Below are 20,274 nucleotides of genomic sequence, written 5' to 3' on the forward strand. Positions count from 1 at the left end.
CGGGCCTTGCTGGTGCGGTGCCGCGCGACACGGCTGCCTGTCCGGGCGCCCTGATGGACGCCCGCATGTGTGCCAGATATTACCGACCGGCAGCGCCCCGTGTCAGGTATATAGCCCTGTTTTCGGTGGCCCAGCCGGGCCACTAGGGTTAGGGCCGTGACACACCCCCGCCTGCTCATCATGCCCGGCGCGCCCGCCCTCGTGACCGAGCTCGCCCCCGCCCACGAGCCCGGGCGGCGCCTCCTCGGCGCCGTGCGGGCAACCGCGGCCGAGACCGTGCGCGCCTGCGGCCTGACCGCCGCCGAGATCGTGGGCAGCCGCTCCGCGGCGTGGCGCACCGAACACGCGGGTTCCTTCGCCGCATGGGGCGCCCCGCACGTCAGCGTCGGCGCGGGACGCTACTTGCCCGAGCTGGTGGCCCGTTACGCGCTGGGCCCGGGCATCGCCGTCTCTGAGTCCCGCGCGCACATTGCTCCGCTCACCCCCGACGCCCTGACCGTCGTGGTGGTCGACGGTTCCGCTGGCCTCACCCCCCGCGCCCCGCTCTCGCTTGTCCCCGGGGCCCGCGAGCTACACGAGGAGACGCTGGAGTTTCTCGCCGGGGGCGGGAAAATTGACGTCGCCACGAGCGCCGAGCGCGGAGTGGCCGAGCCGGAGCTGTGGGGAGAGCTCGCCGCGCTCGACGTCGTGGAAGCCGAGCTCGTCGACGCGGACGACTCTCTCGGCGTCGGTGCTTACGTGGCCCTGTGGGAGGTGCGCGCGTGATCGCCCCCATCGCCGTCGTCGGCCCCACAGCCTCCGGCAAGTCGGACCTGGGCATTGCGTTGGCGCGCGAGCTCGGCGGGGAGATCGTCAACGTCGACTCCATGCAGCTGTACCGGGGCATGGACATCGGTACAGCGAAGCTCGCCCCCGAGGAGCGCGGCGGCATCCCGCACCACCTCCTCGACATCTGGCCCGTCACGCACACGGCGTCGGTCGCCGAGTACCAGGCCCGCGCGGTCGAGACGGTCGGGGCCATCGCCGCGCGCGGTTCGGTCCCCATCCTCGTCGGCGGCTCGATGCTCTACGTGCAGTCGCTGATCGACGCCTGGAGCTTCCCTCCCACCGACCCAGCCGTTCGCGCCCGCTGGGAGGCGCGGCTGGCGGACATCGGCGTCGACGCCCTCCACGCGCACCTCGCAACGGTCGACCCCCAGGCCGCCGCCGTCATCGAGGACAAGGACCCGCGCCGCACCGTTCGGGCGCTCGAGGTCATCGAGCTGACCGGCAAACCGTTCCAGGCGTCGCAGCCGCCGAAGGATCAGCCGCCGCGCTGGGGAACGCGCATCCTCGGGCTGCGCACCGAGCCCGAGTGGCTCAACCCCCGGATTGAGCGCCGCGCCGAGCTCATGTTCTCCCGCGGCCTGGTCGAAGAGGTCGAGGGGCTGATCGGCGTGGGGCTCACGGCGGATTCGACCGCCGGCCGGGCAATCGGTTACGCCCAGGTCCTCGCGATGTTGCGGGGGGAGATCTCGCGCACCGAAGCGCTCGAGCAGACGGTGTTGGGTACGCGCCGCTACGTGCGCCGCCAGCGGTCCTGGTTCAACCGGGACGGGCGCATCACGTGGCTGCCGGCGGCCGAGCCCGACCTCGTGGGGCGCGCGCTAGAATCGCTGGCGTGATTGACGGAACGACAACAGTTTCATTCCTGAAAGGCCACGGCACCGAAAACGACTTCGTGGTCATTCTCGACCCCGAGGACTCCCTCGATCTGGACGCCGGGGTGGTCGCTGGCTTGTGCGACCGCCGCGCCGGCGTCGGAGGCGACGGCCTGCTGCGTGTCGTGCGCCGCGACGGCCGCTGGTTCATGGATTACCGCAACTCCGACGGCTCGGTCGCCGAGATGTGCGGCAACGGGGTGCGCGTCTTCGCCCACGTACTGCGCGCGCACGGCCTCGTCGACCGCGACGAGTTCGAGGTGGGCACCCGCGCCGGGGTCCGTGCGATCGCGGTGCTCGACCACTCGCCGGGGGCGGCGAACGTGCGCGTCGAGATGGGGCCGGTGAACGTGACGGGCGTGTCCACCGCCCGGATGGGGGCCTTTGACTTCGCCGGCCTTGGCGTCGACGTGGGCAACCCCCACCTCGCCGCCGTCATCCCCGGCCTCGACGCCGCGCAGCTCGCCGAGCTGGAGCTCACCAGCCCCGCCTACGACGCGGATTTCTTCCCCGCTGGAGTCAACGTGGAGATCCTCACTGAGCTGACAGACGGAGATGTGCACATGCGGGTGTGGGAGCGTGGAGTCGGGGAGACACGCTCGTGCGGCACCGGCACCGTCGCCGCCGCGCGCGCCGCGCTTGCCGACGCCGGGATTGAAAACGGCACCGTCAAGGTCCATGTGCCCGGCGGGGCGCTGCGGGTCGACATCAACAACGGCGCGGCGGTGATGACTGGCCCGTCGCGCATCGTCGCGCGCGGCGAGGTCGACCTCGCCGCGTTGACCCCCTCTCGGAGTTAGGAGGGCCCGAGCTCGCGGGCGGCGCGTCGCGCGTCGCGCCACGACGCGGCGAGCTCTAGGACGCGCTCGTCGGCGATGGCGATGAGTCGCTCGAGCTGAGCGCGGTCGAGGTCGCCGGAGGCCAATCGGGCGTCGATACGCGCGATGAATCGCTGGGCCGAGGCGGCGCGGAGCTGGAAATCCTGGATGACCGGGTTCTCGCACCCGGGGTCGGCGAGAGCGGGGAAATAGAAGGTGCGATCGGCGATGGCGTCCGGGGTGGCCCCGTGCAGCAGCGTGTCGTACTGCGCGAGGACGTCCGCGATGTCGTCGCGCGCGATGGTGAGCGAGGCCCGGAGGGAGGCCGCCTCAGGGTCGGACAGCGCCCGCCGCATGTAGACGAGCCCGCCGGTGAGGACCACCACGGACAGAAGGATGCCGGGGCCGCGCAGCGCGATGACGAGGACGAGGCAGACGGCGATGAGAACGCCGATGCCCAGCGCTCGCATCAGGTCTCTCTGGGACGAATCCATCTCACGGCCTCCCGGTGAAGCGGCTAGTGGCCTCCGCAGCCGCAGGCATCCCCGCAGCCGCCGCACCCCCCGCCCGCGGGGGCGGGGATGGACCCGGTGAGCTCGGCGGTTCCGGCGATGACGCTGTTGCGCGCGGGAAGGTCGCCGTCGGGCAGACAGACCTCGAAGGGGAAGGCGCCGTCGACGGAGACGTGGATGAAGCGCTCTCCGGTCAGCTCGCTCGTGCGGTACTCGGCGTCGAGCACGCGCGCGGAGAAGTGCGCGGCGGCGTCGGGGGAGACGGCGGCGCCGGTAGAGACGGCCTCGGCACCGGGGGAGCGGACCTCGCCGAGCGTCTCGCCGGTCTGGGCGAGGTAGTCGTCAACGCTGGGGTACCGGGTCACGTCGAGGCCGAGGGCGGTCACGCCGAGCTCCTGCCAGGTGAGGGTGGGGCCGTCGACAAGCAGCGGACCCTGAGCGAGGTTCACGGTGACGGAGGCGATGGTGTTGCCGTGCGGGTCGATAATGTCGGCGAGGGCAACGACGTCGTTGAGCATGCTGATGTGCGCGTAGGTGCGCGTGTCAGCCGCGAAGCCCGCGAAGGTGGCGAAGGGCTCGACGGCGAGGATGTTCAGCTGGGCGCCGGACGGGTCGGCATATTGGATGAGTTGGCCGCCGCGGACCTCCCCGGTTACCCGAAGGCGGTCCGACGCGATGGCGGCCTCGACCGCGTCCTGCCACCTGCTGAAGCCCAGACCGATGCTGGGCAGGTCGGTGATCACTGTGTCGCTCATGCCCACTCACCTTAGTCGCGGGGGAAGCCGGGACGAAGAATAGGAAGAAGAATGGGAAGAAGTACGGCCCGAAACGCGTTGTACGACACGACTCCGCGGCCCAGCGTCACACTCTCGGGCCGAAAAGAACCGTAAACTAAGGACTTAATGACTCAATCTTCCTTCCCCTCCACGCCCGCCCGTTCTAACTCGGCTGTGTATCGCCCGGCCCCGGATGAGGCGAGCCACGACGAACTGCTGAAGCAGGCCTTCCGCCACAACGCCCCGCAACCCGCCTCCCGCCAGCGTGCGGGCGAGCCGACGGTCGGCGCCCTTGACCTGGAGGAGCGCAACTCGCTGCGCCGGGTTTCGCGCGAGACCGAGGTGCGCTCCGAAGACACCCAAGACGGCTACGAGGTTGAGTACCGAAAGCTCCGCCTCGAGCAGGTCATCCTGGTGGGAGTGTGGACAGAGGGAACCACCGCCGAGGTCGAGGCCACGATGAACGAGCTCGCGGCGCTCGCCGAGACCGCGGGCGCGCGCGTGATCGACCTGCTGTACCAGAAGCGCGACCGGCCCGACCCCGGCACCTACATCGGCTCCGGCAAGGTGAAGGAGCTCAAGGGCATCGTCACCGCCTCGGGCGCTGACACCGTCATCTTCGACGGCGAGCTATCGCCCGGCCAGATGGTGGCTCTCGAGGAAGCGCTGAACACCAAGGTCATCGACCGCACAATGCTTATCCTCGATATTTTCGCCCAGCACGCGAAGAGCCGCGAGGGCAAGGCGCAGGTCAGCCTCGCGCAGATGGAGTACCTCTACACCCGCACCCGCGGCTGGGGTGGCCAGCTGTCGCGCCAGGCTGGCGGCCGCGCCGGCTCCAACGGCGGCGTGGGCCTGCGCGGGCCCGGTGAGACCCGCATCGAGGCGGACCGCCGTCGCCTGCGAACGGACATGGCCAAGTTGCGCCACGAGCTGCGTGACATGAAGACCGCCCGCGAGATTAAGCGCGCGCGTCGCCAGCGCTCGACCACGCCGAAGATCGCCATCGCCGGCTACACCAACGCCGGGAAGTCCTCGCTGATCAACGCGATGACCAACGCCGGCGTGCTCGTCGAGGACGCCCTTTTTGCTACCCTGGACCCCTCGACGCGGCGCGCCCAGCTCGCGGACGGGCGCAGCGTGGTGCTCACCGACACCGTCGGCTTCGTGCGCCACCTGCCGACTCAGCTCGTCGAGGCGTTCAAGTCCACGCTCGAGGAGGTCACCAACGCCGACCTTTTGCTGCACGTCGTCGACGGTTCGGACCCCTTCCCGCTGAAGCAGGTCGAGGCCGTCAACACGGTGCTGGCCGACGTGACCCGCGATACCGGGGAGACCATCCCGCCGGAGATCATCGTGGTGAACAAGGTGGATCAGGCCGATCCGGTGGTGCTGGCGGAGCTGCGCCACACCTTCGACCGTTCCGGCCACGACGTCGTGTTCGTCTCCGCTCTGACCGGCGAGGGTATTTCGGAGCTGGAGGCCAAGATCGAGATGTTCCTCAATTCGGTCGAGGCCCACGTCCAGCTGCGCGTCCCCTTCACCCGCGGCGACATCATCAGCCGCCTCCACGAGCAGGGCACGGTGCGCTCCGAGTCCTACGACTCGACGGGCACGCTTATCGACGTCCGACTCCCGCGCATCATCGCCGACCAGTACGCCGAGTTCGTCGTGCGCTAGCCCGGCTACAGTTCCGGCGCACTCTCGTCGAGGAACCTGTAGTACTCGGCGTTGTCCAGCTGGGCAGCCGCCTCCTCGTCGACGATGACGGTGGCGCGCGGGTGGAGCTGCAGGATGCTGGCCGGGCAGGACGCCGTCACGGGCCCTTCGACGAGGCGCCGCACCGCGTCCGCTTTGGTGCTCCCCGTGGCTAGCAGGACGAGGTGCCCCGCCTCGAGGATCGTCCCGAGTCCCTGCGTGAGCACGTGCCGGGGGACGTCGTCGGCGGAGTCGAAGAAGCGCGCGTTGTCTGTGACCGTCTGTGGGTGAAGCGAGGTCAGGCGGGTGCGCGAGGCAAGAGAGCTGCCGGGCTCGTTGAAGGCAACGTGCCCGTTCGTGCCCACACCAAGCAGTTGAACGTCGATGCCGCCCGCCTGCGCGATACGCTCCTCGTAGTCCGCGGCAGCCGCGACGTAGTCAGAGTTCGTTCCGTCGGGGGAGTCCACGAGGGCGTCATCGATGTCGATGTGTGAGGTCAGCTCGCGGCGGATCGTGGCGTAGTAGGACTGCTCGTGGTCGCGGGGCAGGCCGTAGTATTCGTCGAGCAGGAACGCCCTGCACGCGGCGAAGCTCAGCCCTTCCTCGTGGTGGCGGCGGATGAGCTCGCGGTAGGTCGGGGTGGGGGTGGAGCCGGTGGCGAGGCCCAGGGTGGCCCCCTGCTGAATGTAGTGGGTGATGATGTCGGCGGCGGCGCGCGCCACCTCGGCTGTGGGGCGGATCAGTACGTCCATGGGGAGTTCCTTTCTTACCTAGATCGACAGCTCAACCCCGCCCCGGATGACGCGGACGGGCCGACGGCGCTCGTCGAGGCCGACAAGGTCCGCGCGGGCGCCGGGCACGATATCGCCCCGATCTCCCGGGGTCCCGCGGCCCAAGACGCGCGCGGCGTTGGTCGAGGTAAAGCGTACGGCCTGCGGCCCGCCGTGGCGCCCGGCGAAGCGGGCGAACTGCTCGGCCAAAGTGGAAGTTCCGCCGGCGATGGAGCCAGTGGCGATGCGCGCGACGCCGCCGGAGACCGTCACGTCGAGATGACCGAGGCGGTAGCTCCCGTCGGGCATGCCCGCGGCCTCCATAGCGTCCGAGACGGCGAAAGCGTTGTCGCTGAGGACCGCGTCGACCGTGGCATCGTGCAGGTGGACGCCATCGGCGATGAGCTCGACGGAAACGGCGCCGCGTCGCGACGCGTTCACGAGCGCGCCGACGGGACCAGGGGCGCGGTGGTTCAGCGGCGGCATAGCGTTAAAAAGGTGCGTTGCCGTCACGGTCGCGCCGCGCGAGGACGCGTAGTCGATGGCAGCGCAGGTGGTGTCGTAATCCGCTGACGTGTGGCCGAGGCCGATGATGATGTCCTCGGCGGCACAGATGTCCGTGAGTTCCTCGAAGTTCGCGGTCTCGGGCGCGAGCGTGATTGCAGCGAGGGCGCCGTCCGCGGCGTCGATGACCGCACGCAGATATTCGGGGTCGCCAGGGATAACGCACGCGGGGTCCTGCGCGCCACACTTGGCGGGGGAGACGAAGGGGCCCTCCATGTGAATACCCGCGATGAGGCCGCGGCGCACGAGGCGGGCTAGCACTGCCGATTGGCGGCAGGCTTCGTCGCGCGTGGCCGAGACGAGGCTCGCCAACAGCGTTGTCGTCCCGGCGCGGTGATGAAACTCCGCCGCGGCCACGCATTCCTTGTCGGTCCCGGTAGGGAAGGCGCCCAGGTTCCCGCCGTGGTTATGCAGGTCCACGAAACCTGGCACCCAGGTCAGCCTTGAGTGATCCCGCCGCTCGGCCTCGGTGGGTTCCAGGGGGGTCACCGCGGTGATGTGCGTGTCAAACTCGATGCGGGCGGACGCACGCTCCCCGAAGGGGGTGATGAGTGAGCCGACGACCGCTGTGGGGTGGTGTGCCGTCATGGTGCGCCGAGTGCTGCCTTTCTCCCCTGTTCGTGGGGGTACTGCGTGGGGGTATGATGTATGACTTCACCCCCAACCCTAACCTTTCTACGCACGTCCGGCGGCTTTTCGTGGAGGCGGGGGGAGGCAATCGGGGGCAGGCGCGTGGGGTACTGTGGGTTTCGTTGAACACCTAGAACGCTGCGGCACGCAGCGGCGCGAAGCGGAGGGCATATGACGGCTTCAGCGAGTCTCGCAGTCGACATCGGGGGCACGAAGATTGCCTATGGGGTGGTCGCCGACGACTCCCCGACGGTGGTGCTGGCGGAGGGAAAGGTGGCTTCTCAGCCCGCAGGGCGCACGCTCGCGGAGCAGCTTGACCTCGCGATCGCGCGCGCCGCCGAGGCACTGCCGTTGCCCGTGGCGCGCGTCGGCGTCGGCTCGCCGGGGGTTGTCCTGCCGCCCGAGGGGCAGATTGTCTCAGCTGGGCCGACTGTCCCCGGCTGGGCGGGCACGGATATCGCCGCGATCGTGCACCGCTACCTCGACGTCCCCGTCTACGCCCACAACGATGTGCGTATCTGGGCGTGGGGCGAGCACCACCTCGGCGTGGGGACGCAGTTTCCCGGGCGCGTCCTGTACCTCGCGCTGGGCACCGGCGTCGGTGGCGCGATCGTCGACGAGGGAGAACTGCTGGCCGGGCCGACAGGGACAGCCGGAGAGTTCTCCGAGCTCGTGGCCCCAGACTTCCGCGGACTGGCTGATCGGGTGGAAAACATTGCGTCCGGCCCCTCCCTCGCGCGCTACTACGACGCGTTGAGCCGCCCGAGTGCTGAAAACCACGCGGAGCCCATTCCGTGGGAGGACCCCGCGGCCTCGCGTTTTACCCTGCGCGACGTCATCGCGTTCGCGGAGGAGGGCGACGTCCTCGCTCAATCGATCATCGAGGGCAACCTTGCCGGTTTGGGGCGCTCCATCGGCGGCGTCGTCTCCGCTTTCGACATCTCGGCAGTCGTCCTCGGCGGTGGTGTCTGTGGTATCGGGCCCCTAGTAACAGAGCCCATTCGCCGCGGAATTCGCGCTTTTGCCCTCGCTCCGAACCGCGACGTCCCCGTGGTTACCAGCACCTTCGGGGCGGACGCTCCGCTCGTCTGCGCCGCGGCGTTCGCCCGGTCCCACCACGCCAACTGCAGCACCGGAAAGGAGACCTCATGACATTCGCCTTTACCACCTCAACGGTGGATGAGCGCAGGCGGGAGATCATCACCGCGGTGAGAAAGCGCCTCATCGTTTCGGTGCAGGCGCCCGACGGGCACCCGATGCGCGACACACACACCCTCACCAGGGTCGCCATGGCGTGCGTGGCTGGGGGCTCACCGGCGATCCGCTGCGGCGGCTACGGCGGGATCGAGGACATCCGCTCCATCGCTGAGGCCGTTGACGTGCCCGTGTTCGGGCTGACGAAGGAGGGCTCCGAGGGCGTCTACATCACCCCCACCCGCCGTTCCGTCATCGACGTGATCCGCGCCGGGGCCGCGGTCGTGTGCGCTGACGCGACCGATCGGCCGCGCCCAGACGGCTCGGGCTTCGTGGACCTGGTGGAGGTGGCCCACGGTGAGGGGGCGCCGATCATGGCTGACTGCGCGACGCCGGACGACGTCCGCCGTGCCGTCGATGCCGGGGCGGATATCGTCTCCACCACCCTTGCTGGGTACACCGCCGAGCGACCCGCGACGGCGGGCCCCGACTTCGACATGATTCGGCGGGGCCGCGAGCTCGCGGGGCCGGACGTCTTCCTTATCGGCGAGGGCCGCTTTGCCACCCCGGCAGACGTAGCCCATGGCATCCACGCCGGTGCCGACGCCGTCATTGTTGGCACCGCCGTCACGGACCCGGCATCGATCACGGCGCGGTTTGGGGCGCTCCTGTTTTAGTGCCCCGCGGCGTGCTCGATTGCGCGACGTAGCGGTGCGTAGTGTTCATCCACCGCTGCGCGGTAGGCGGCGGCGTCGCCCTCGCACAGCACGTCGACGATGTTCTCGTGGGTGCGGATCGTGATGTCGATATCCTCCGGCATGGGGATCCCCAGCGTGGGCAGGACCGCCATATGCACATCCCACAACGCGCTGGCTAGCTCGACCACGAGCTGGTTCGAGACTGGGGCCAACAGGGTTCGATGGAAAGTCTGGTCGTGCGTCGCGAAGGACCGCCCCGCCTCGTGCTCGGCGATCATCGCGTTGACGGTCGCGTACAGCTCGGACGGGTCGCGTGCGCTCCAGATCGTGGCCAGCTCGTCGGCGAGGCTGTGGTCGATCGCGCTGCGTAGGTCAACCACGTCGTTGAGAGTAGACACAGAACGCGTGCTGTCGAGGGTCATGCGCAGCACGAGGCCGTGGATAAGCGGGTCGAGTGACATCCCCGAAACGTAGGTGCCGTGGCCATGTCGGACCTCCACGATGTCGAGGGAGGACAGAACTTGGATGGCTTCACGCACAGAGGTGCGCGAAAATCCCAGTTCTTCGCAGAGGGCTGCCTCGCTCGGCAACGCGTCGCCGGGGGAGAGGCGGTGGGAGCGGATGTAGTCCGTGATGCCAGCTTGGGCGCGGGCTGAGGCGCTGTGGGGACGGGGCATGTCATCTCCTTTCCAGTCCTTCACCAGCAAAGCAGACATCGTCCGCCCGCGTACGTGTTGGGGGTGGGGGTAATCGGGGGAGGGGAAAAGCTTAAAACGGAGTAAGTTATGACGTCATACGTCTACGATCAGGTGTAGTTAGCCTACCGGCTCACGGTCCCATCGCACCCACAAAACGGAAGGAAGCGCCCCATGGTCGCCCAACAACGCGCACGCACCTGCCTTGCCGGCCTGCTCGGGTCGGTGGCGCTTGCGCTCGGAGCATGCTCCCCCGGTCCGGATACCCCCGCGGATACCCCCTCCACTGAGATTCGCATGGGGGCAGCTTACGAGACGACGAACTACGATCCCTCGTCGACCTCCTCAGCTCTCGCGCTGGGGACCAACTGGCACGTGGTCGAAGGCCTGTACGAACTGCGCATGGATACCTACGAGCCCTACCCGGCGCTGGCGGCTGGACGTCCACAATGGAGCTCTGACACCGCCTTTACCGTAACCCTGAGGGAGGGGGCCGCGTTCTCTGATGGGACGCCCGTGACCTCGGCGGACGTCGTGTCGTCCTTCGAGCGGGCGATGGCCGACGGCAATGTCTACCAGCCGATGCTCAGCTTTATAGAGGCGATTGAGCAGGTCGACGACACCACGGTGTCTTTCACACTCACCGGTCCTTTCACCCTCGCCGAGGAACGCCTCGCCGTGGCGAAGATCGTGCCCGCGGAGGCGTCGCGAGACGAGATGACGGCCATGCCGCTCGGCACCGGCCCATACAAGTACGAAGACATCGGTGACACGCGCGTCACCGCGGTACCCAACGAGCATTACACCGGCACCTACCCAGCGCAGGCTGAGCGTCTCGTGTGGGACGTGATCAAGGACGACACCGCCCGGACCACCGCCGCCAACTCCGGAACGATCGACGTGATGGAGGCGGTGCCCGCCGACTCCGTCGATATGGTGACGGAGGCGGGCATGGAGACCGCGGAGGTCCACGGTTTCAACCTGCCCTTCATGCTGTTTAACACGAAGAAAGAACCATTCACCGACCCTCGGGTGCGCCAGGCCTTCCTCTACGCCGTGGACACGTCCATGTTGGTGAACAACAACATGGACGGGAAAGCGGAAGCCGCCACGTCTTTCCTTCCGGAAACCCACCCCAACTACAACCGCGCGGTGAACGTTTTCGACCATGACCCCGATCGGGCGCGACAGCTTCTCGACGAGGCCGGGGTGAGCGACCTCAACGTCACCTTGCTCACCACCGACCACCCGTGGGTAAAGGATCTTGGCCCGCAGATCCAAAACGACCTCCAGGCCATCGGGATCGAGGTCTCCCTGCAGACCGAGGCCTCCGCGTCGGTCTACGCAAACCACCTCGACGTCGAGGACGCCACCTTTGACGTCGCCCTCGCCCCCGGCGACCCCTCGGTCTTCGGGAACGACCCCGCCCTGCTGATGAACTGGTGGTACGGCGACAACGTGTGGACGAAGAAGAGAACATTCTGGCAGGAGTCCGACCCGGCTTCCTACCAGCGTCTGCAGGACATCCTGACCGCCGCCACCCAGCTCGATGGTCCCGAGCAACAAGAAAAGTGGAACGAAGCTCTCGACGTGGTGTCCGAGGAAGTTCCCCTGTACCCGCTGTTCCACCGCACGATGATTACCGCATACGACCCTGATGCCCTCGACGGTTTCGCCCCGATCGGGACGACCGGCCTGTGGGCACTGACCACCACCCCCACCGGAAGCTAGCGCGGTGCGCCGCATACCCCTTCCCCGCATGCACACCAGGAGAAAACTGCGATGAATAACCTCATCAGACTGGTCGGCCGCAGGCTCATCGCCCTGCCGATCATGATCATCGGTGTGACGTTCCTCGTGTTCGTCCTCATGTCACTCTCACCCATCGACCCCGCCTACTCCGCGCTTGGCGATTCGGCCACGCCGGAACAGGTGGCGGCCTACCGCGAAGAAAACGGCCTCAACGACCCGTGGCTTGTTCAATTCGGTACGTACCTGTGGGGCGTTGTCCAAGGCGACCTCGGAACCTACGGGCAAAATGCCGCTTCCGTCTCGGACAAGGTGTTCTCGGCCCTGCCGGTGACGCTCCAGCTGACGTTTGTGGGCCTGGTCATCGCGGTGCTTGTCGCGTTTCCGTTGGGCGTTGTCTCCGCACTCTACCGAGGCAAATGGGCGGACCAGCTGATCCGCGTCCTGTCAATCATCTGCATCGCGATGCCCTCGTTCTGGCTGGCGATCCTGCTCGTCCTCGCCTTCATCGGCACGCTCCCGGTCGCTGGCACGCTGCCCTCGCTGACCGAGGACCCCGCCGGCTGGGCGGCACGCTTGGTGCTTCCTGCGATCGCGCTCGCGACGCCTGTGATCGGACAGCTCACCCGCGTCGTGCGCACCTCGATGGTCGAGGAGCTGGACAAAGGCTACGTACGCACCGCAATCGGCTACGGCATCCCGCAGTCGACGGTGATCTCGCGCAACGTGCTGCGCAACGCCTTGATCACCCCGGTGACGGTGCTCGGCCTGCGCATCGGTTACCTCATGGGCGGCGCAGTGGTCATCGAGATCATCTTCGCCCTGCCGGGGATGGGGCGAGTGCTGATCGACGGAATCGCCAACAATTGGGTCCAGGTTGTCCAGGGCGCCACCCTGGCAGTCGCCATCTCCTTCATCATTGTCAACATCATCGTCGATCTGCTCTACATTGCGATCGACCCGCGCATTAGGACGGTGTAGCACACATGCGTGACGCTAAAGCTCGGAAGCTTTCGAACCCCAACGTGACACGACGCCTGGGCGGATGGAGCCGGATGAACCTTGGGTCGAAGATCTCCCTCATCGTCCTGGTTCTCATCGCGTTGGCCGCCTTGTTTGCTCCCCTTCTCGCCCCACATGATCCGACTGCGATCGACTTCAAAGGCCAAGCCCCGAACGCCGACTACTGGTTCGGCACCGATAACCTCGGCCGCGACGTCTTCTCTCGCGTGCTCTACGGCGCCCGCTACTCGCTGGTGGTCGGCCTGCTGGCCACGTTCGCCGCTCTTGTCGTCGGCGTCGTCCTCGGCTCTATCGCTGCGGTCGGGCCGAAATGGCTCTCCGAGGTTATTATGCGCATCCTCGACGTGATCATGTCTGTGCCGGGCATCGCCCTTGTAGCTATCACGGTCGTGGTGTTCCGGGACCCGCAACGCCCCGTCTATATGCTCGGCGTGATCATCCTGTCCATCGCCTTCGTCTACATCCCACAGCTGACCCGCATCGTCCGGGCCAACGTGCTCTCGGAGTACGGCGAGGACTACGTGCGAGCCGCGGTCGTCTCCGGCGCCCGTTCGTCGTGGATCCTGGCCCGGCACGTCGCGCGCAACTGCGCGGCCCCCGTCCTCGTCTTCGCCACCGTCCTCGTCGCCGACGCGATCATCCTGGAGGCTTCCCTGACATTCATTGGCGCCGGCCTGCAAGAGCCGGTGCCCACCTGGGGTAACATCCTGTCCTCGGCACAGCAGGGGGTGCTGCGCGGCGACTGGTGGCAGGCTCTGTTCCCCGGCTTGGCCATCATGGCCACGGTGCTGTGCCTCAACATCCTGTCCGAGGGCATCACGGACGCGATGGTCGCCGCACCGCGGGCATCCGCGGTCCCCGCAACCCAGGCTGACGCCAAGCGTGAGGAGGACCGGCTTCTGGCCAACCCAGTTGAGGCGTACGCCCAGCAGAAGGAGGCGCTCGACAGCCGCCTCGATGCCCTCCGTCGAACGGAGGCCGAGCGAGGCGACCGCTTCTCCCCAGCGCCGGGAACGACTCCGCTTCTTGAGGTTCAGGACCTGTGCATCCGTTTTCCTCGCCACGGCAGCGTCAATGTCGTCGACAGGGTCAACTACGCCGTCGCCGAGGGCGAAACAATGGGCATCGTCGGCGAGTCCGGGTGCGGTAAGTCCATTACCAACCTCGCCGTGATGGGACTGTTGGACGACGAGGCGGAGGTCACCGGCCGCATCATGTACAAAGGCAAGGACCTGCTGGCGATGAGCAAGGCCGAGCACCGCGCGCTGCTCGGCCACGATATCGCGATGATCTACCAGGACGCATTGTCCGCGCTAAACCCATCGATGCTCATCCGCACGCAGCTTAAACAGCTGACGCAGCGCGGCGGTACACGCAGCGCCCGCGAACTTCTCGAGCTCGTTGGCCTCGACCCAGAACGCACCCTGCGCTCCTACCCACACGAGCTGTCGGGTGGTCAGCGCCAGCGCGTGCTCATCGCGATGGCGCTGACGCGCGACCCGGCGCTCGTCATCGCGGACGAGCCGACGACGGCGCTCGACGTCACAGTGCAAAAACAGGTCATTGACCTGTTGAAAGAACTGCAGGAAAAGCTCGGTTTCGCCCTCGTGTTCATCTCGCACGACCTTGCCCTCGTTGCCGAGGTCGCTCACTCGGTGACCGTGATGTACGCCGGCCAAGTCGTGGAACAAGGATCGACGGTGGAGATCTTGACGGACCCGCGCCACGAGTACACGCGCGGGCTCTTGGGCTCGGTGCTGTCGATCGAGGCAGGCGGAGACCGCCTGCACCAGGTTCCCGGGACTGTTCCGTCGCCAGCGGAGTACCCGGCCGGTGACAGGTTCGCCCCGCGGTCCTCTCATCCGTCGGTGGGATTGCAGTCGGCGCCAGTGGTGCGCAACGTGCCGGGGACGCGCCACTACTACGTTGACCTTCCCGACGAGCTCAAGCCAGCCGCCGAGCTGGAGCGGCAGGGCAACCTGGATCAGCCGGGGCTCACGGATACCGACTACGCGGCGTACGCTGCGACGATGGAGAACCATTCCCAGGAGGAAAAACGATGAACGCCGCAGCAACCCCGATCATCGCGCTGGAAAACATTTCGGTGAGGTTCAAGGCCCGCACCGGCCCGATTTTTCGCCCGAACTGGGTCGACGCGGTCACCGACGTCAGCCTGTCCGTGATGCCTGGCGAGACGATCGGCATTGTGGGTGAATCCGGATGCGGGAAGTCGACCACAGCCAATGTCATGTGCGGGTTACAGACCCCCTCGAGCGGAACGGTGCGCTTCAATGGGCGTGACGTTACACGCCGGACCGGCGAGGACCGCCGGACGATGGGGCGTGTCGTCTCGGTCGTGTTCCAGGACCCGTCCACCGCGCTGAACAGCCGCATGACCGTCAAGGAACAGCTTCTCGACCCACTCCGCGTCCACGACGTGGGCACCGCGGACGAGCGCGAGGAGCGGGTGCACGAGTTGCTCCGCCTGGTCGGTCTTCCTGAGGCGGCGCTCGGCGCATTGCCGGGGCAGCTGTCGGGCGGCCAGCGTCAGCGCGTCGCCATCGCGCGGGCCTTGGCGCTCAACCCGGACGTGATCATTGCCGACGAGCCGACGTCGTCTCTGGATGTGTCGGTGCGCGCGCAGATTCTCAACCTCTTTACCGACCTCAAGGCCTCCCTCGGGCTATCGATGGTGTTCATCAGCCACGATATCCAGACCGTACGCTACATTTCTGACCGGATCTGCGTCATGCGCGGCGGCCGCATCATCGAGGAGGGCGAGGCCGCTCAGGTTTTCGCGCACCCGCGCGACCCGTACACCCGGCAGCTGCTATCGGCTTCGCCCTCCCTGCTGCACCCCACTCTCTAAAACCTCCCAGGCTTCGAACCAGGAAAGGCGATACTTTTCATGAATAAATTGACCCGGAGGCTCTCCGGCGTTATTCCTCCCGTCGTTATCGCGCGGCACGAGGATGGCACACTCGACAGCGCCTCCTACCGGCGCAATCTCGAGCGGCTTATCGACGCCAAGGTGCATGGCCTGTTCATCCTCGGCTCGTCCGGTGAGGGGGCGTTTGTTACGGACTCGGAGCGCCTGCAGATCCTGCGGGAGACCGCGGATGTGGTGGCTGGCCGGCTGCCGGTGTTGGTCGGGTGCATCGAAACGCAGACCGCGAAGGTGATCGAGGCCGTTAAGGTCGCCGAAGACAACGGCGCGGACGCCGTCGTCGTCACGGCCCCCTTCTACGCCCTTGGCGGCGAGGCCCAGGTGGAGCAGCACTTCCGCCTCATCCACGCCGCGACGTCGCTGCCCGTCTACGCCTACGACATCCCGGTGTGCGTCCAGGCGAAGCTTGGTGCCGACATGCTGATTAGGCTCGGGCAGGAGGGCGTGCTCGCTGGAGTGAAGGACTCGTCGGGCGACGACGTAGAATTCCGCTTCCTCGCCCAGAAAAATGAGGCCGCCGGCCATCCGCTGCTCCTGTTTACGGGGCACGAAGTGGTGGTCGATGGCGCGTACTTGTCGGGTGCGGACGGGTCGGTGCCCGGTCTGGCCAACGTCGACCCCGATGCCTACGTGCGTCAATGGGATGCGTACCAGGCAGGGGACTGGGAGACGGTGCGCGCGGAGCAGAACCGCCTCGCTGACCTCATGCTCATCGCTTCCCAGGCGACGTCAGTTACCGGGTTCGGCGCGGGGGTCGGCTCCTTCAAGGTCGCGCTGAGGCTTCTCGGCGTTTTCGAATCCGCCACGATGCCGGACCCGGTGCCGCAGCTCACCCCGGAGGAGGTCGACGCGATCCGCGTTGTGCTTGTTGCGGCGGGCCTGCTGGAGTAGCCCGCGCCGGCTCCGTTAGGCTACGCCAGTGAGTAATTTCATTGGCTGGTCCCTGCACGGCGACGGCCGGACGGTGACTGCGGGGGCCGTGGTGGCCCCCGACGAGCGCCTCAACTGGCCGCGCACCATCGGCATCGGAATGCAACACGTCGTGGCCATGTTCGGCGCAACGCTCCTCGTGCCTACTCTGACGGGTTTCCCGGTAAACACGACGTTGCTGTTCTCCGGGGTGGGCACCATCATCTTCTTGCTGCTCACCCGCAACAAGGTGCCCTCCTACCTCGGCTCGTCCTTCGCCTTCATCGCGCCGCTGACCGCGTCACAACAGTACGGCATGGGGGCGCAGCTGGGTGGGGTGCTCCTGACAGGGGTAGCGCTCATCCTCATCGGCGTTATCGTCGACGCGGCGGGGAAGAAGGTCATCGACGCGGTGATGCCGCCGGTGGTCACCGGGGCAATCGTCGCCCTCATCGGCTTTAACCTCGCCCCGACGGCCGTTGCGAACGTCGAAAAGCAACCGCTCATTGCGCTCGTAACCCTTGGAACCGTCCTCGTTGTCACGGTGGCCACGCGCGGGATGATCGCGCGGTTGAGCATCCTCGCCGGCGTCGTGGTCGGCTGGGTGAGCGCCGCGCTGAGCGGCGGCTTAGCGGACGACGCGCGGGAGCAGATCGCGCAGGCGCCGTGGGTCGGCCTGCCGCAGTTCCACACCCCCGAGTTCCACCTTTCCGCCGTTCTGGTTACCCTGCCGGCCGTGGTAGTGCTCGTCGCCGAAAACGTTGGCCACGTCAAAGCGGTCGGGGAGATGACGGGAGCCGACCTGAACGGCTACCAGGGCCGCGCACTTATCGGCGACGGCGTGGCCACCACGCTGGCGGGCGGTTTCGGCGGCTCAGCCACGACGACCTACGCGGAAAACATCGGGGTCATGGCGGCGACCAGGGTGTACTCTACGGCCGCGTACTGGGTCGCCGCGGTGTTCGCGATCGTCTTGGCGTTCATCCCGAAGTTCGGCGCGGTCATCTTCACCATCCCCGCGGGCGTGCTCGGTGGCGCCTGCCTCGTGCTTTATGGGCTGATCGGCATGCTCGGCGTGCGCATCTGGCAGGACAACCGGGTGGATTTTACCCACCCGGCGAACCTCACGGCAGCTGCGGTCGCGTTGATCGTGGGGATTGGCAACCTCTCGCTCACCGTCGGGCCGGTGCAGCTCGAGGGCATCGCCCTCGGATCGGTGGGCATCATCGTCATCTACCCCCTCATGCGCTGGGCATTCCGGACGCTCGGGGAGGGGCGCTACGACGGGTTCGAGAAGCCGGGAGCTACTCGCCGCTGACGACGACGAGCTCGATGCCGTGGTTCTCGAACTCAGCAAGCAAGGAGGCGGGGGCCGCGTCGTCGATGATGAGAACGTCGATGTCTGCCAGCCCGGCGAAGCTAACGAGATAGTCGGTGCCCAGCTTTGTCGAATCGCAGAGCACCACGACCTTACGTGCGTTGGTGATCATCGCGGCTTTGACGGCGGCCTCCTGCGGGTCCGCGGACGACAGGCCGTGATCAACAGTAAGGGCGTTCGTGCCGATGAACGCGACGTCGGCGGTCATGAGCGCCAGAGTGCGCAGAGGGGTGTCACCCACTACCGCCTGAGACAATGCTCGGACCGTCCCACCCAACAGCTGGACGTTGGTCATGCCCTCGCCGGAAAGCTCGAGCGCGACGGGGAGGGACCGGGTGACGATAGGCCAGGACGCTGCGCGAGGGTCGTCGACGAGCAGGGCGGCCAGGCTGCTGATCGTTGAACCAGAGTCGAGAAAGATCCCGTCCGTGGATTCATCCGGGAGGTAGTCGAGGGCGGCGCGCGCGATCGCCGTCTTCGCCCCCGACGAAGAGCGGTAACGCGCGTCCAGGGGCATCTCGGCGGTGAGGAACGACTGGCTAGCCACCGCGCCCCCGTGGACGCGGTGGACACTGCCCTCCTTGCTCAGCGCGGCAAGGTCGCGGCGGATGGTTTCCGCGGTGACGTCGAAACGCTCCGCGAGCGCGCTCACGCTGACCCGGCCTTCGATGGCGGTCAGCGACGCGATCTGGCGTTTACGTTCTTCTGCGTACATGCGTGGCCTCCGCGCGAAAAAATTGGGGCGTCACCGAGTGGAGCGCCGGTCACATTGTTTCAGAACTCGGAGAACACCACCGGAGGTGGGGGCGTCATGCCCGATTCCTACCCCCGAGTGGGGGTTGTGCTACTCGTCGAGATTGGAGGCGATGAGCTCGGCGATCTTCGTCACGGCTTCGGCGTTGTCGGAGGTCACGGTAACCTCGTCGCCGAACTCCGCGCCCATGGCCATGATCATGAGGGAGGAGGCGGCGTCGGCGCCGTCGTCCTCGTCGTCGCCCGCGAGGGTAAGCGTGATGTCTTCGTCATACTCGCCTGCCGCCTCGGCGATCACGGATGCGGGGCGGGCGTGGAGCCCGACGGTCGAGCCAACTTTGACGGTTGTAGAAGCCATGGTGCGGCACCTTTCTGCTGAAAATATGTCGGCGTTGCGTACCCCGCCCAGTGTAAGGGGGCGGGCTACAGCGTGCGGAAAACCGAGACAACGCGCCCCATAATCTGCGCCTCATCTCCGTTGATGGGGGAGAACGCGTCGTTGTGGGGCAGAAGCCACACGCCGGTGGAATCGCGGTGGAACTCCTTGACGGTCGCCTCGCCGTCGAGAAGCGCGGCGACGAACTCGCCTTCCTCGGCGACCGGCTGCGAGCGGACAACCACCCAGTCCCCATCGAGGATGCCAGCGTCGCGCATGGATTCGCCGACGACGCGGAGCATGAACAGCTCGCCGTCGCCGAGCAGCTCATCGGGGAGGGGGAGGTAGCTGTCCACGTTCTGCTCGGCGAGAATCGGCGAGCCCGCAGCAATCTGGCCGACGACCGGGATGTAGCGGGCAGGGGAAACGTCCTCAGGGGTCTCCGTCTGCGGGCTCGTCTTCGGCCCTTTTTTCGGGGCCTCAGGCAGATGGCGCAGGTCCACTGCGCGCGGCTTGTTCGGGTCGCGCCGCAGAAAACCCTTCTTCTCGAGCTCCTTGAGCTGGTACGCCACGGAGGAAGTCGACTGCAGCCCCGCGGCGTCGCCGATCTCACGGATGCTGGGCGGGTAGCCGCGCAGGACCACGGCGTCACGAATGACCTCGAGGATGCGGCGCTGCCGGTCCGACAGAACGCTGGTGTCGAGGGTGGTGGGGTCGTACTTTTTGCGTGCCATGTTCCTTGCCTTGAGGGGTCTGTGAAGTTCGTGTCGTGAGTGCCTGTCCGGGCGCCGCGCGCCGTGCGGGAGGGGTAGTAACCCACCCGGCGCTTGATGCCGTAGCGGCGTCTGCGTCGTGTCCCAAAATAGCAGATGTGGCAAGGGTGTTCGAGATTTATGGCTCATGTCTGGACACGTGCGTGTTCGACTGCTATAAATCGAACATGAGAGCGGAAGTCGAACATCCGAGCGAGGGTGCGGGCGACGTGTCCGCTCGGTTTTTACTCTGAGTGCACGATCCACCGTCGCAAGAAAGTGAGACAGAAATGACCATCATCGCACCTCGTCACACCGCCGTCGCGCCGAAC

20 protein-coding genes are annotated in these 20,274 nt (G+C 67.0%); 12 read left to right on the forward strand and 8 right to left on the reverse strand.

The genetic code is table 11. The features are described 5' to 3' along the window. Nucleotides 1-156: 156 nt before the first annotated feature. The 3 genes from BLT81_RS03520 to dapF are packed head-to-tail and all read left to right on the forward strand — an operon-like array spanning nt 157 to nt 2,500. Nucleotides 157-765, forward strand: a complete 609-nt coding sequence (locus BLT81_RS03520; RefSeq protein WP_019192928.1) for a hypothetical protein — start codon at nt 157-159, stop codon at nt 763-765. Beyond that, entirely contained in the window at nt 762-1,664 is a 903-nt protein-coding gene (gene miaA / locus BLT81_RS03525) for a tRNA (adenosine(37)-N6)-dimethylallyltransferase MiaA (RefSeq protein WP_019192927.1), read from the forward strand. The genes BLT81_RS03520 and miaA overlap by 4 nt, the downstream gene beginning before the upstream one ends. Next, a complete protein-coding gene (gene dapF / locus BLT81_RS03530) occupies nt 1,661-2,500 on the forward strand; it encodes a diaminopimelate epimerase (protein WP_019192926.1) in 840 nt (279 codons plus the stop codon). Before miaA ends, dapF begins: the two co-directional genes overlap by 4 nt. Here dapF and BLT81_RS03535 read toward each other — a convergent pair. Together BLT81_RS03535 and BLT81_RS03540 are read right to left on the reverse strand one after the other, a co-directional pair. Continuing rightward, nucleotides 2,497-3,012 carry a hypothetical protein gene (locus BLT81_RS03535; protein ID WP_081582801.1) on the reverse strand — a complete coding sequence of 172 codons (516 nt, stop codon included), beginning with the start codon at nt 3,010-3,012 and terminating at the stop codon, nt 2,497-2,499. The genes dapF and BLT81_RS03535 overlap by 4 nt on opposite strands. 23 nt (nt 3,013-3,035) lie before the next feature. Next, entirely contained in the window at nt 3,036-3,785 is a 750-nt protein-coding gene (locus BLT81_RS03540) for a hypothetical protein (protein ID WP_083337245.1), read from the reverse strand. A 147-nt stretch (nt 3,786-3,932) separates the two neighbouring features. On the opposite strand from BLT81_RS03540, the gene hflX reads away from it, so the two are divergent. Continuing rightward, the gene (hflX, locus tag BLT81_RS03545) at nt 3,933-5,486 is read left to right on the forward strand and encodes a GTPase HflX (RefSeq protein WP_019192925.1); all 1,554 of its coding nucleotides are present in this window, start codon (nt 3,933-3,935) and stop codon (nt 5,484-5,486) included. A 5-nt stretch (nt 5,487-5,491) separates the two neighbouring features. Here the strand turns inward: hflX and nagB are convergent, their stop codons facing one another. Both nagB and BLT81_RS03555 read right to left on the reverse strand, forming a co-directional pair. Then, a complete protein-coding gene (gene nagB, locus BLT81_RS03550) occupies nt 5,492-6,256 on the reverse strand; it encodes a glucosamine-6-phosphate deaminase (protein WP_019192924.1) in 765 nt (254 codons plus the stop codon). Between the two features lie 18 nt (nt 6,257-6,274). Next, nucleotides 6,275-7,426, reverse strand: coding sequence for an N-acetylglucosamine-6-phosphate deacetylase (locus tag BLT81_RS03555; RefSeq protein ID WP_019192923.1), 1,152 nt, complete (start codon nt 7,424-7,426; stop codon nt 6,275-6,277). 213 nt (nt 7,427-7,639) lie between these two features. On the opposite strand from BLT81_RS03555, the gene BLT81_RS03560 reads away from it, so the two are divergent. Both BLT81_RS03560 and BLT81_RS03565 read left to right on the forward strand, forming a co-directional pair. Then, entirely contained in the window at nt 7,640-8,620 is a 981-nt protein-coding gene (locus tag BLT81_RS03560) for an ROK family protein (RefSeq protein WP_019192922.1), read from the forward strand. Then, nucleotides 8,617-9,339 (forward strand): N-acetylmannosamine-6-phosphate 2-epimerase, encoded by a 723-nt coding sequence (locus BLT81_RS03565; RefSeq protein ID WP_019192921.1) that lies wholly within the window; start codon nt 8,617-8,619, stop codon nt 9,337-9,339. Before BLT81_RS03560 ends, BLT81_RS03565 begins: the two co-directional genes overlap by 4 nt. On the opposite strand, the gene BLT81_RS03570 is transcribed toward BLT81_RS03565, so the two are convergent. Then, complete coding sequence (locus tag BLT81_RS03570) at nt 9,336-10,037, reverse strand: FadR/GntR family transcriptional regulator (protein WP_019192920.1); 702 nt, start codon at nt 10,035-10,037, stop codon at nt 9,336-9,338. The genes BLT81_RS03565 and BLT81_RS03570 overlap by 4 nt on opposite strands. Before the next feature lie 192 nt (nt 10,038-10,229). On the opposite strand from BLT81_RS03570, the gene BLT81_RS03575 reads away from it, so the two are divergent. Genes BLT81_RS03575 through BLT81_RS03600 form a run of 6 tightly spaced genes read left to right on the forward strand, consistent with a single transcriptional unit; the run spans nt 10,230 to nt 18,001 of the window. Next, a complete protein-coding gene (locus BLT81_RS03575) occupies nt 10,230-11,786 on the forward strand; it encodes an ABC transporter substrate-binding protein (protein WP_019192919.1) in 1,557 nt (518 codons plus the stop codon). A 51-nt stretch (nt 11,787-11,837) separates the two neighbouring features. Then, entirely contained in the window at nt 11,838-12,785 is a 948-nt protein-coding gene (locus tag BLT81_RS03580) for an ABC transporter permease (protein ID WP_019192918.1), read from the forward strand. A gap of 5 nt (nt 12,786-12,790) precedes the next feature. Then, nucleotides 12,791-14,890: a dipeptide/oligopeptide/nickel ABC transporter permease/ATP-binding protein gene (locus tag BLT81_RS03585; RefSeq protein WP_051011403.1), complete on the forward strand. Its 2,100-nt coding sequence runs from the start codon at nt 12,791-12,793 to the stop codon at nt 14,888-14,890. Next, nucleotides 14,887-15,696: an ABC transporter ATP-binding protein gene (locus BLT81_RS03590; protein ID WP_019192916.1), complete on the forward strand. Its 810-nt coding sequence runs from the start codon at nt 14,887-14,889 to the stop codon at nt 15,694-15,696. Before BLT81_RS03585 ends, BLT81_RS03590 begins: the two co-directional genes overlap by 4 nt. A 48-nt stretch (nt 15,697-15,744) precedes the next feature. After that, the gene (locus BLT81_RS03595) at nt 15,745-16,665 is read left to right on the forward strand and encodes a dihydrodipicolinate synthase family protein (RefSeq protein WP_196794459.1); all 921 of its coding nucleotides are present in this window, start codon (nt 15,745-15,747) and stop codon (nt 16,663-16,665) included. Between the two features lie 28 nt (nt 16,666-16,693). Next, a complete protein-coding gene (locus tag BLT81_RS03600; RefSeq protein WP_040420614.1) occupies nt 16,694-18,001 on the forward strand; it encodes a uracil-xanthine permease family protein in 1,308 nt (435 codons plus the stop codon). Here the strand turns inward: BLT81_RS03600 and BLT81_RS03605 are convergent. The 3 genes from BLT81_RS03605 to lexA all read right to left on the reverse strand — a co-directional run bounded on the left by BLT81_RS03605 (nt 17,988) and on the right by lexA (nt 19,924). After that, nucleotides 17,988-18,776, reverse strand: coding sequence for a DeoR/GlpR family DNA-binding transcription regulator (locus tag BLT81_RS03605; RefSeq protein ID WP_019192913.1), 789 nt, complete (start codon nt 18,774-18,776; stop codon nt 17,988-17,990). The two genes, BLT81_RS03600 and BLT81_RS03605, sit on opposite strands and share 14 nt — an antisense overlap. A gap of 129 nt (nt 18,777-18,905) precedes the next feature. Further along, on the reverse strand, nt 18,906-19,172 hold the full coding sequence (locus BLT81_RS03610) for an HPr family phosphocarrier protein (protein WP_019192912.1): 267 nt from the start codon (nt 19,170-19,172) through the stop codon (nt 18,906-18,908). A 65-nt stretch (nt 19,173-19,237) separates the two neighbouring features. Then, nucleotides 19,238-19,924 (reverse strand): transcriptional repressor LexA, encoded by a 687-nt coding sequence (gene lexA, locus BLT81_RS03615; protein WP_019192911.1) that lies wholly within the window; start codon nt 19,922-19,924, stop codon nt 19,238-19,240. Nucleotides 19,925-20,274: the final 350 nt, after the last annotated feature.

Origin of the sequence: Corynebacterium timonense (assembly GCF_900105305.1) — a bacterium.
In the GTDB taxonomy this organism is placed as follows: domain Bacteria; phylum Actinomycetota; class Actinomycetes; order Mycobacteriales; family Mycobacteriaceae; genus Corynebacterium; species Corynebacterium timonense.

Excerpts from the sequence above, each read along its gene's own strand:
- BLT81_RS03590 (WP_019192916.1), top strand. The coding sequence starts at position 14,887 with ATGAACGCCGCAGCAACCCCGATCATCGCGCTGGAAAACATTTCGGTG.
- BLT81_RS03555 (WP_019192923.1), bottom strand. The coding sequence starts at position 7,426 with ATGACGGCACACCACCCCACAGCGGTCGTCGGCTCACTCATCACCCCC.
- BLT81_RS03605 (WP_019192913.1), bottom strand. The coding sequence starts at position 18,776 with ATGTACGCAGAAGAACGTAAACGCCAGATCGCGTCGCTGACCGCCATC.
- BLT81_RS03560 (WP_019192922.1), top strand. The coding sequence starts at position 7,640 with ATGACGGCTTCAGCGAGTCTCGCAGTCGACATCGGGGGCACGAAGATT.
- BLT81_RS03575 (WP_019192919.1), top strand. The coding sequence starts at position 10,230 with ATGGTCGCCCAACAACGCGCACGCACCTGCCTTGCCGGCCTGCTCGGG.
- BLT81_RS03585 (WP_051011403.1), top strand. The coding sequence starts at position 12,791 with ATGCGTGACGCTAAAGCTCGGAAGCTTTCGAACCCCAACGTGACACGA.
- BLT81_RS03610 (WP_019192912.1), bottom strand. The coding sequence starts at position 19,172 with ATGGCTTCTACAACCGTCAAAGTTGGCTCGACCGTCGGGCTCCACGCC.
- BLT81_RS03540 (WP_083337245.1), bottom strand. The coding sequence starts at position 3,785 with ATGAGCGACACAGTGATCACCGACCTGCCCAGCATCGGTCTGGGCTTC.
- BLT81_RS03535 (WP_081582801.1), bottom strand. The coding sequence starts at position 3,012 with ATGGATTCGTCCCAGAGAGACCTGATGCGAGCGCTGGGCATCGGCGTT.
- nagB (WP_019192924.1), bottom strand. The coding sequence starts at position 6,256 with ATGGACGTACTGATCCGCCCCACAGCCGAGGTGGCGCGCGCCGCCGCC.
- hflX (WP_019192925.1), top strand. The coding sequence starts at position 3,933 with ATGACTCAATCTTCCTTCCCCTCCACGCCCGCCCGTTCTAACTCGGCT.
- BLT81_RS03570 (WP_019192920.1), bottom strand. The coding sequence starts at position 10,037 with ATGCCCCGTCCCCACAGCGCCTCAGCCCGCGCCCAAGCTGGCATCACG.
- lexA (WP_019192911.1), bottom strand. The coding sequence starts at position 19,924 with ATGGCACGCAAAAAGTACGACCCCACCACCCTCGACACCAGCGTTCTG.
- BLT81_RS03565 (WP_019192921.1), top strand. The coding sequence starts at position 8,617 with ATGACATTCGCCTTTACCACCTCAACGGTGGATGAGCGCAGGCGGGAG.
- BLT81_RS03580 (WP_019192918.1), top strand. The coding sequence starts at position 11,838 with ATGAATAACCTCATCAGACTGGTCGGCCGCAGGCTCATCGCCCTGCCG.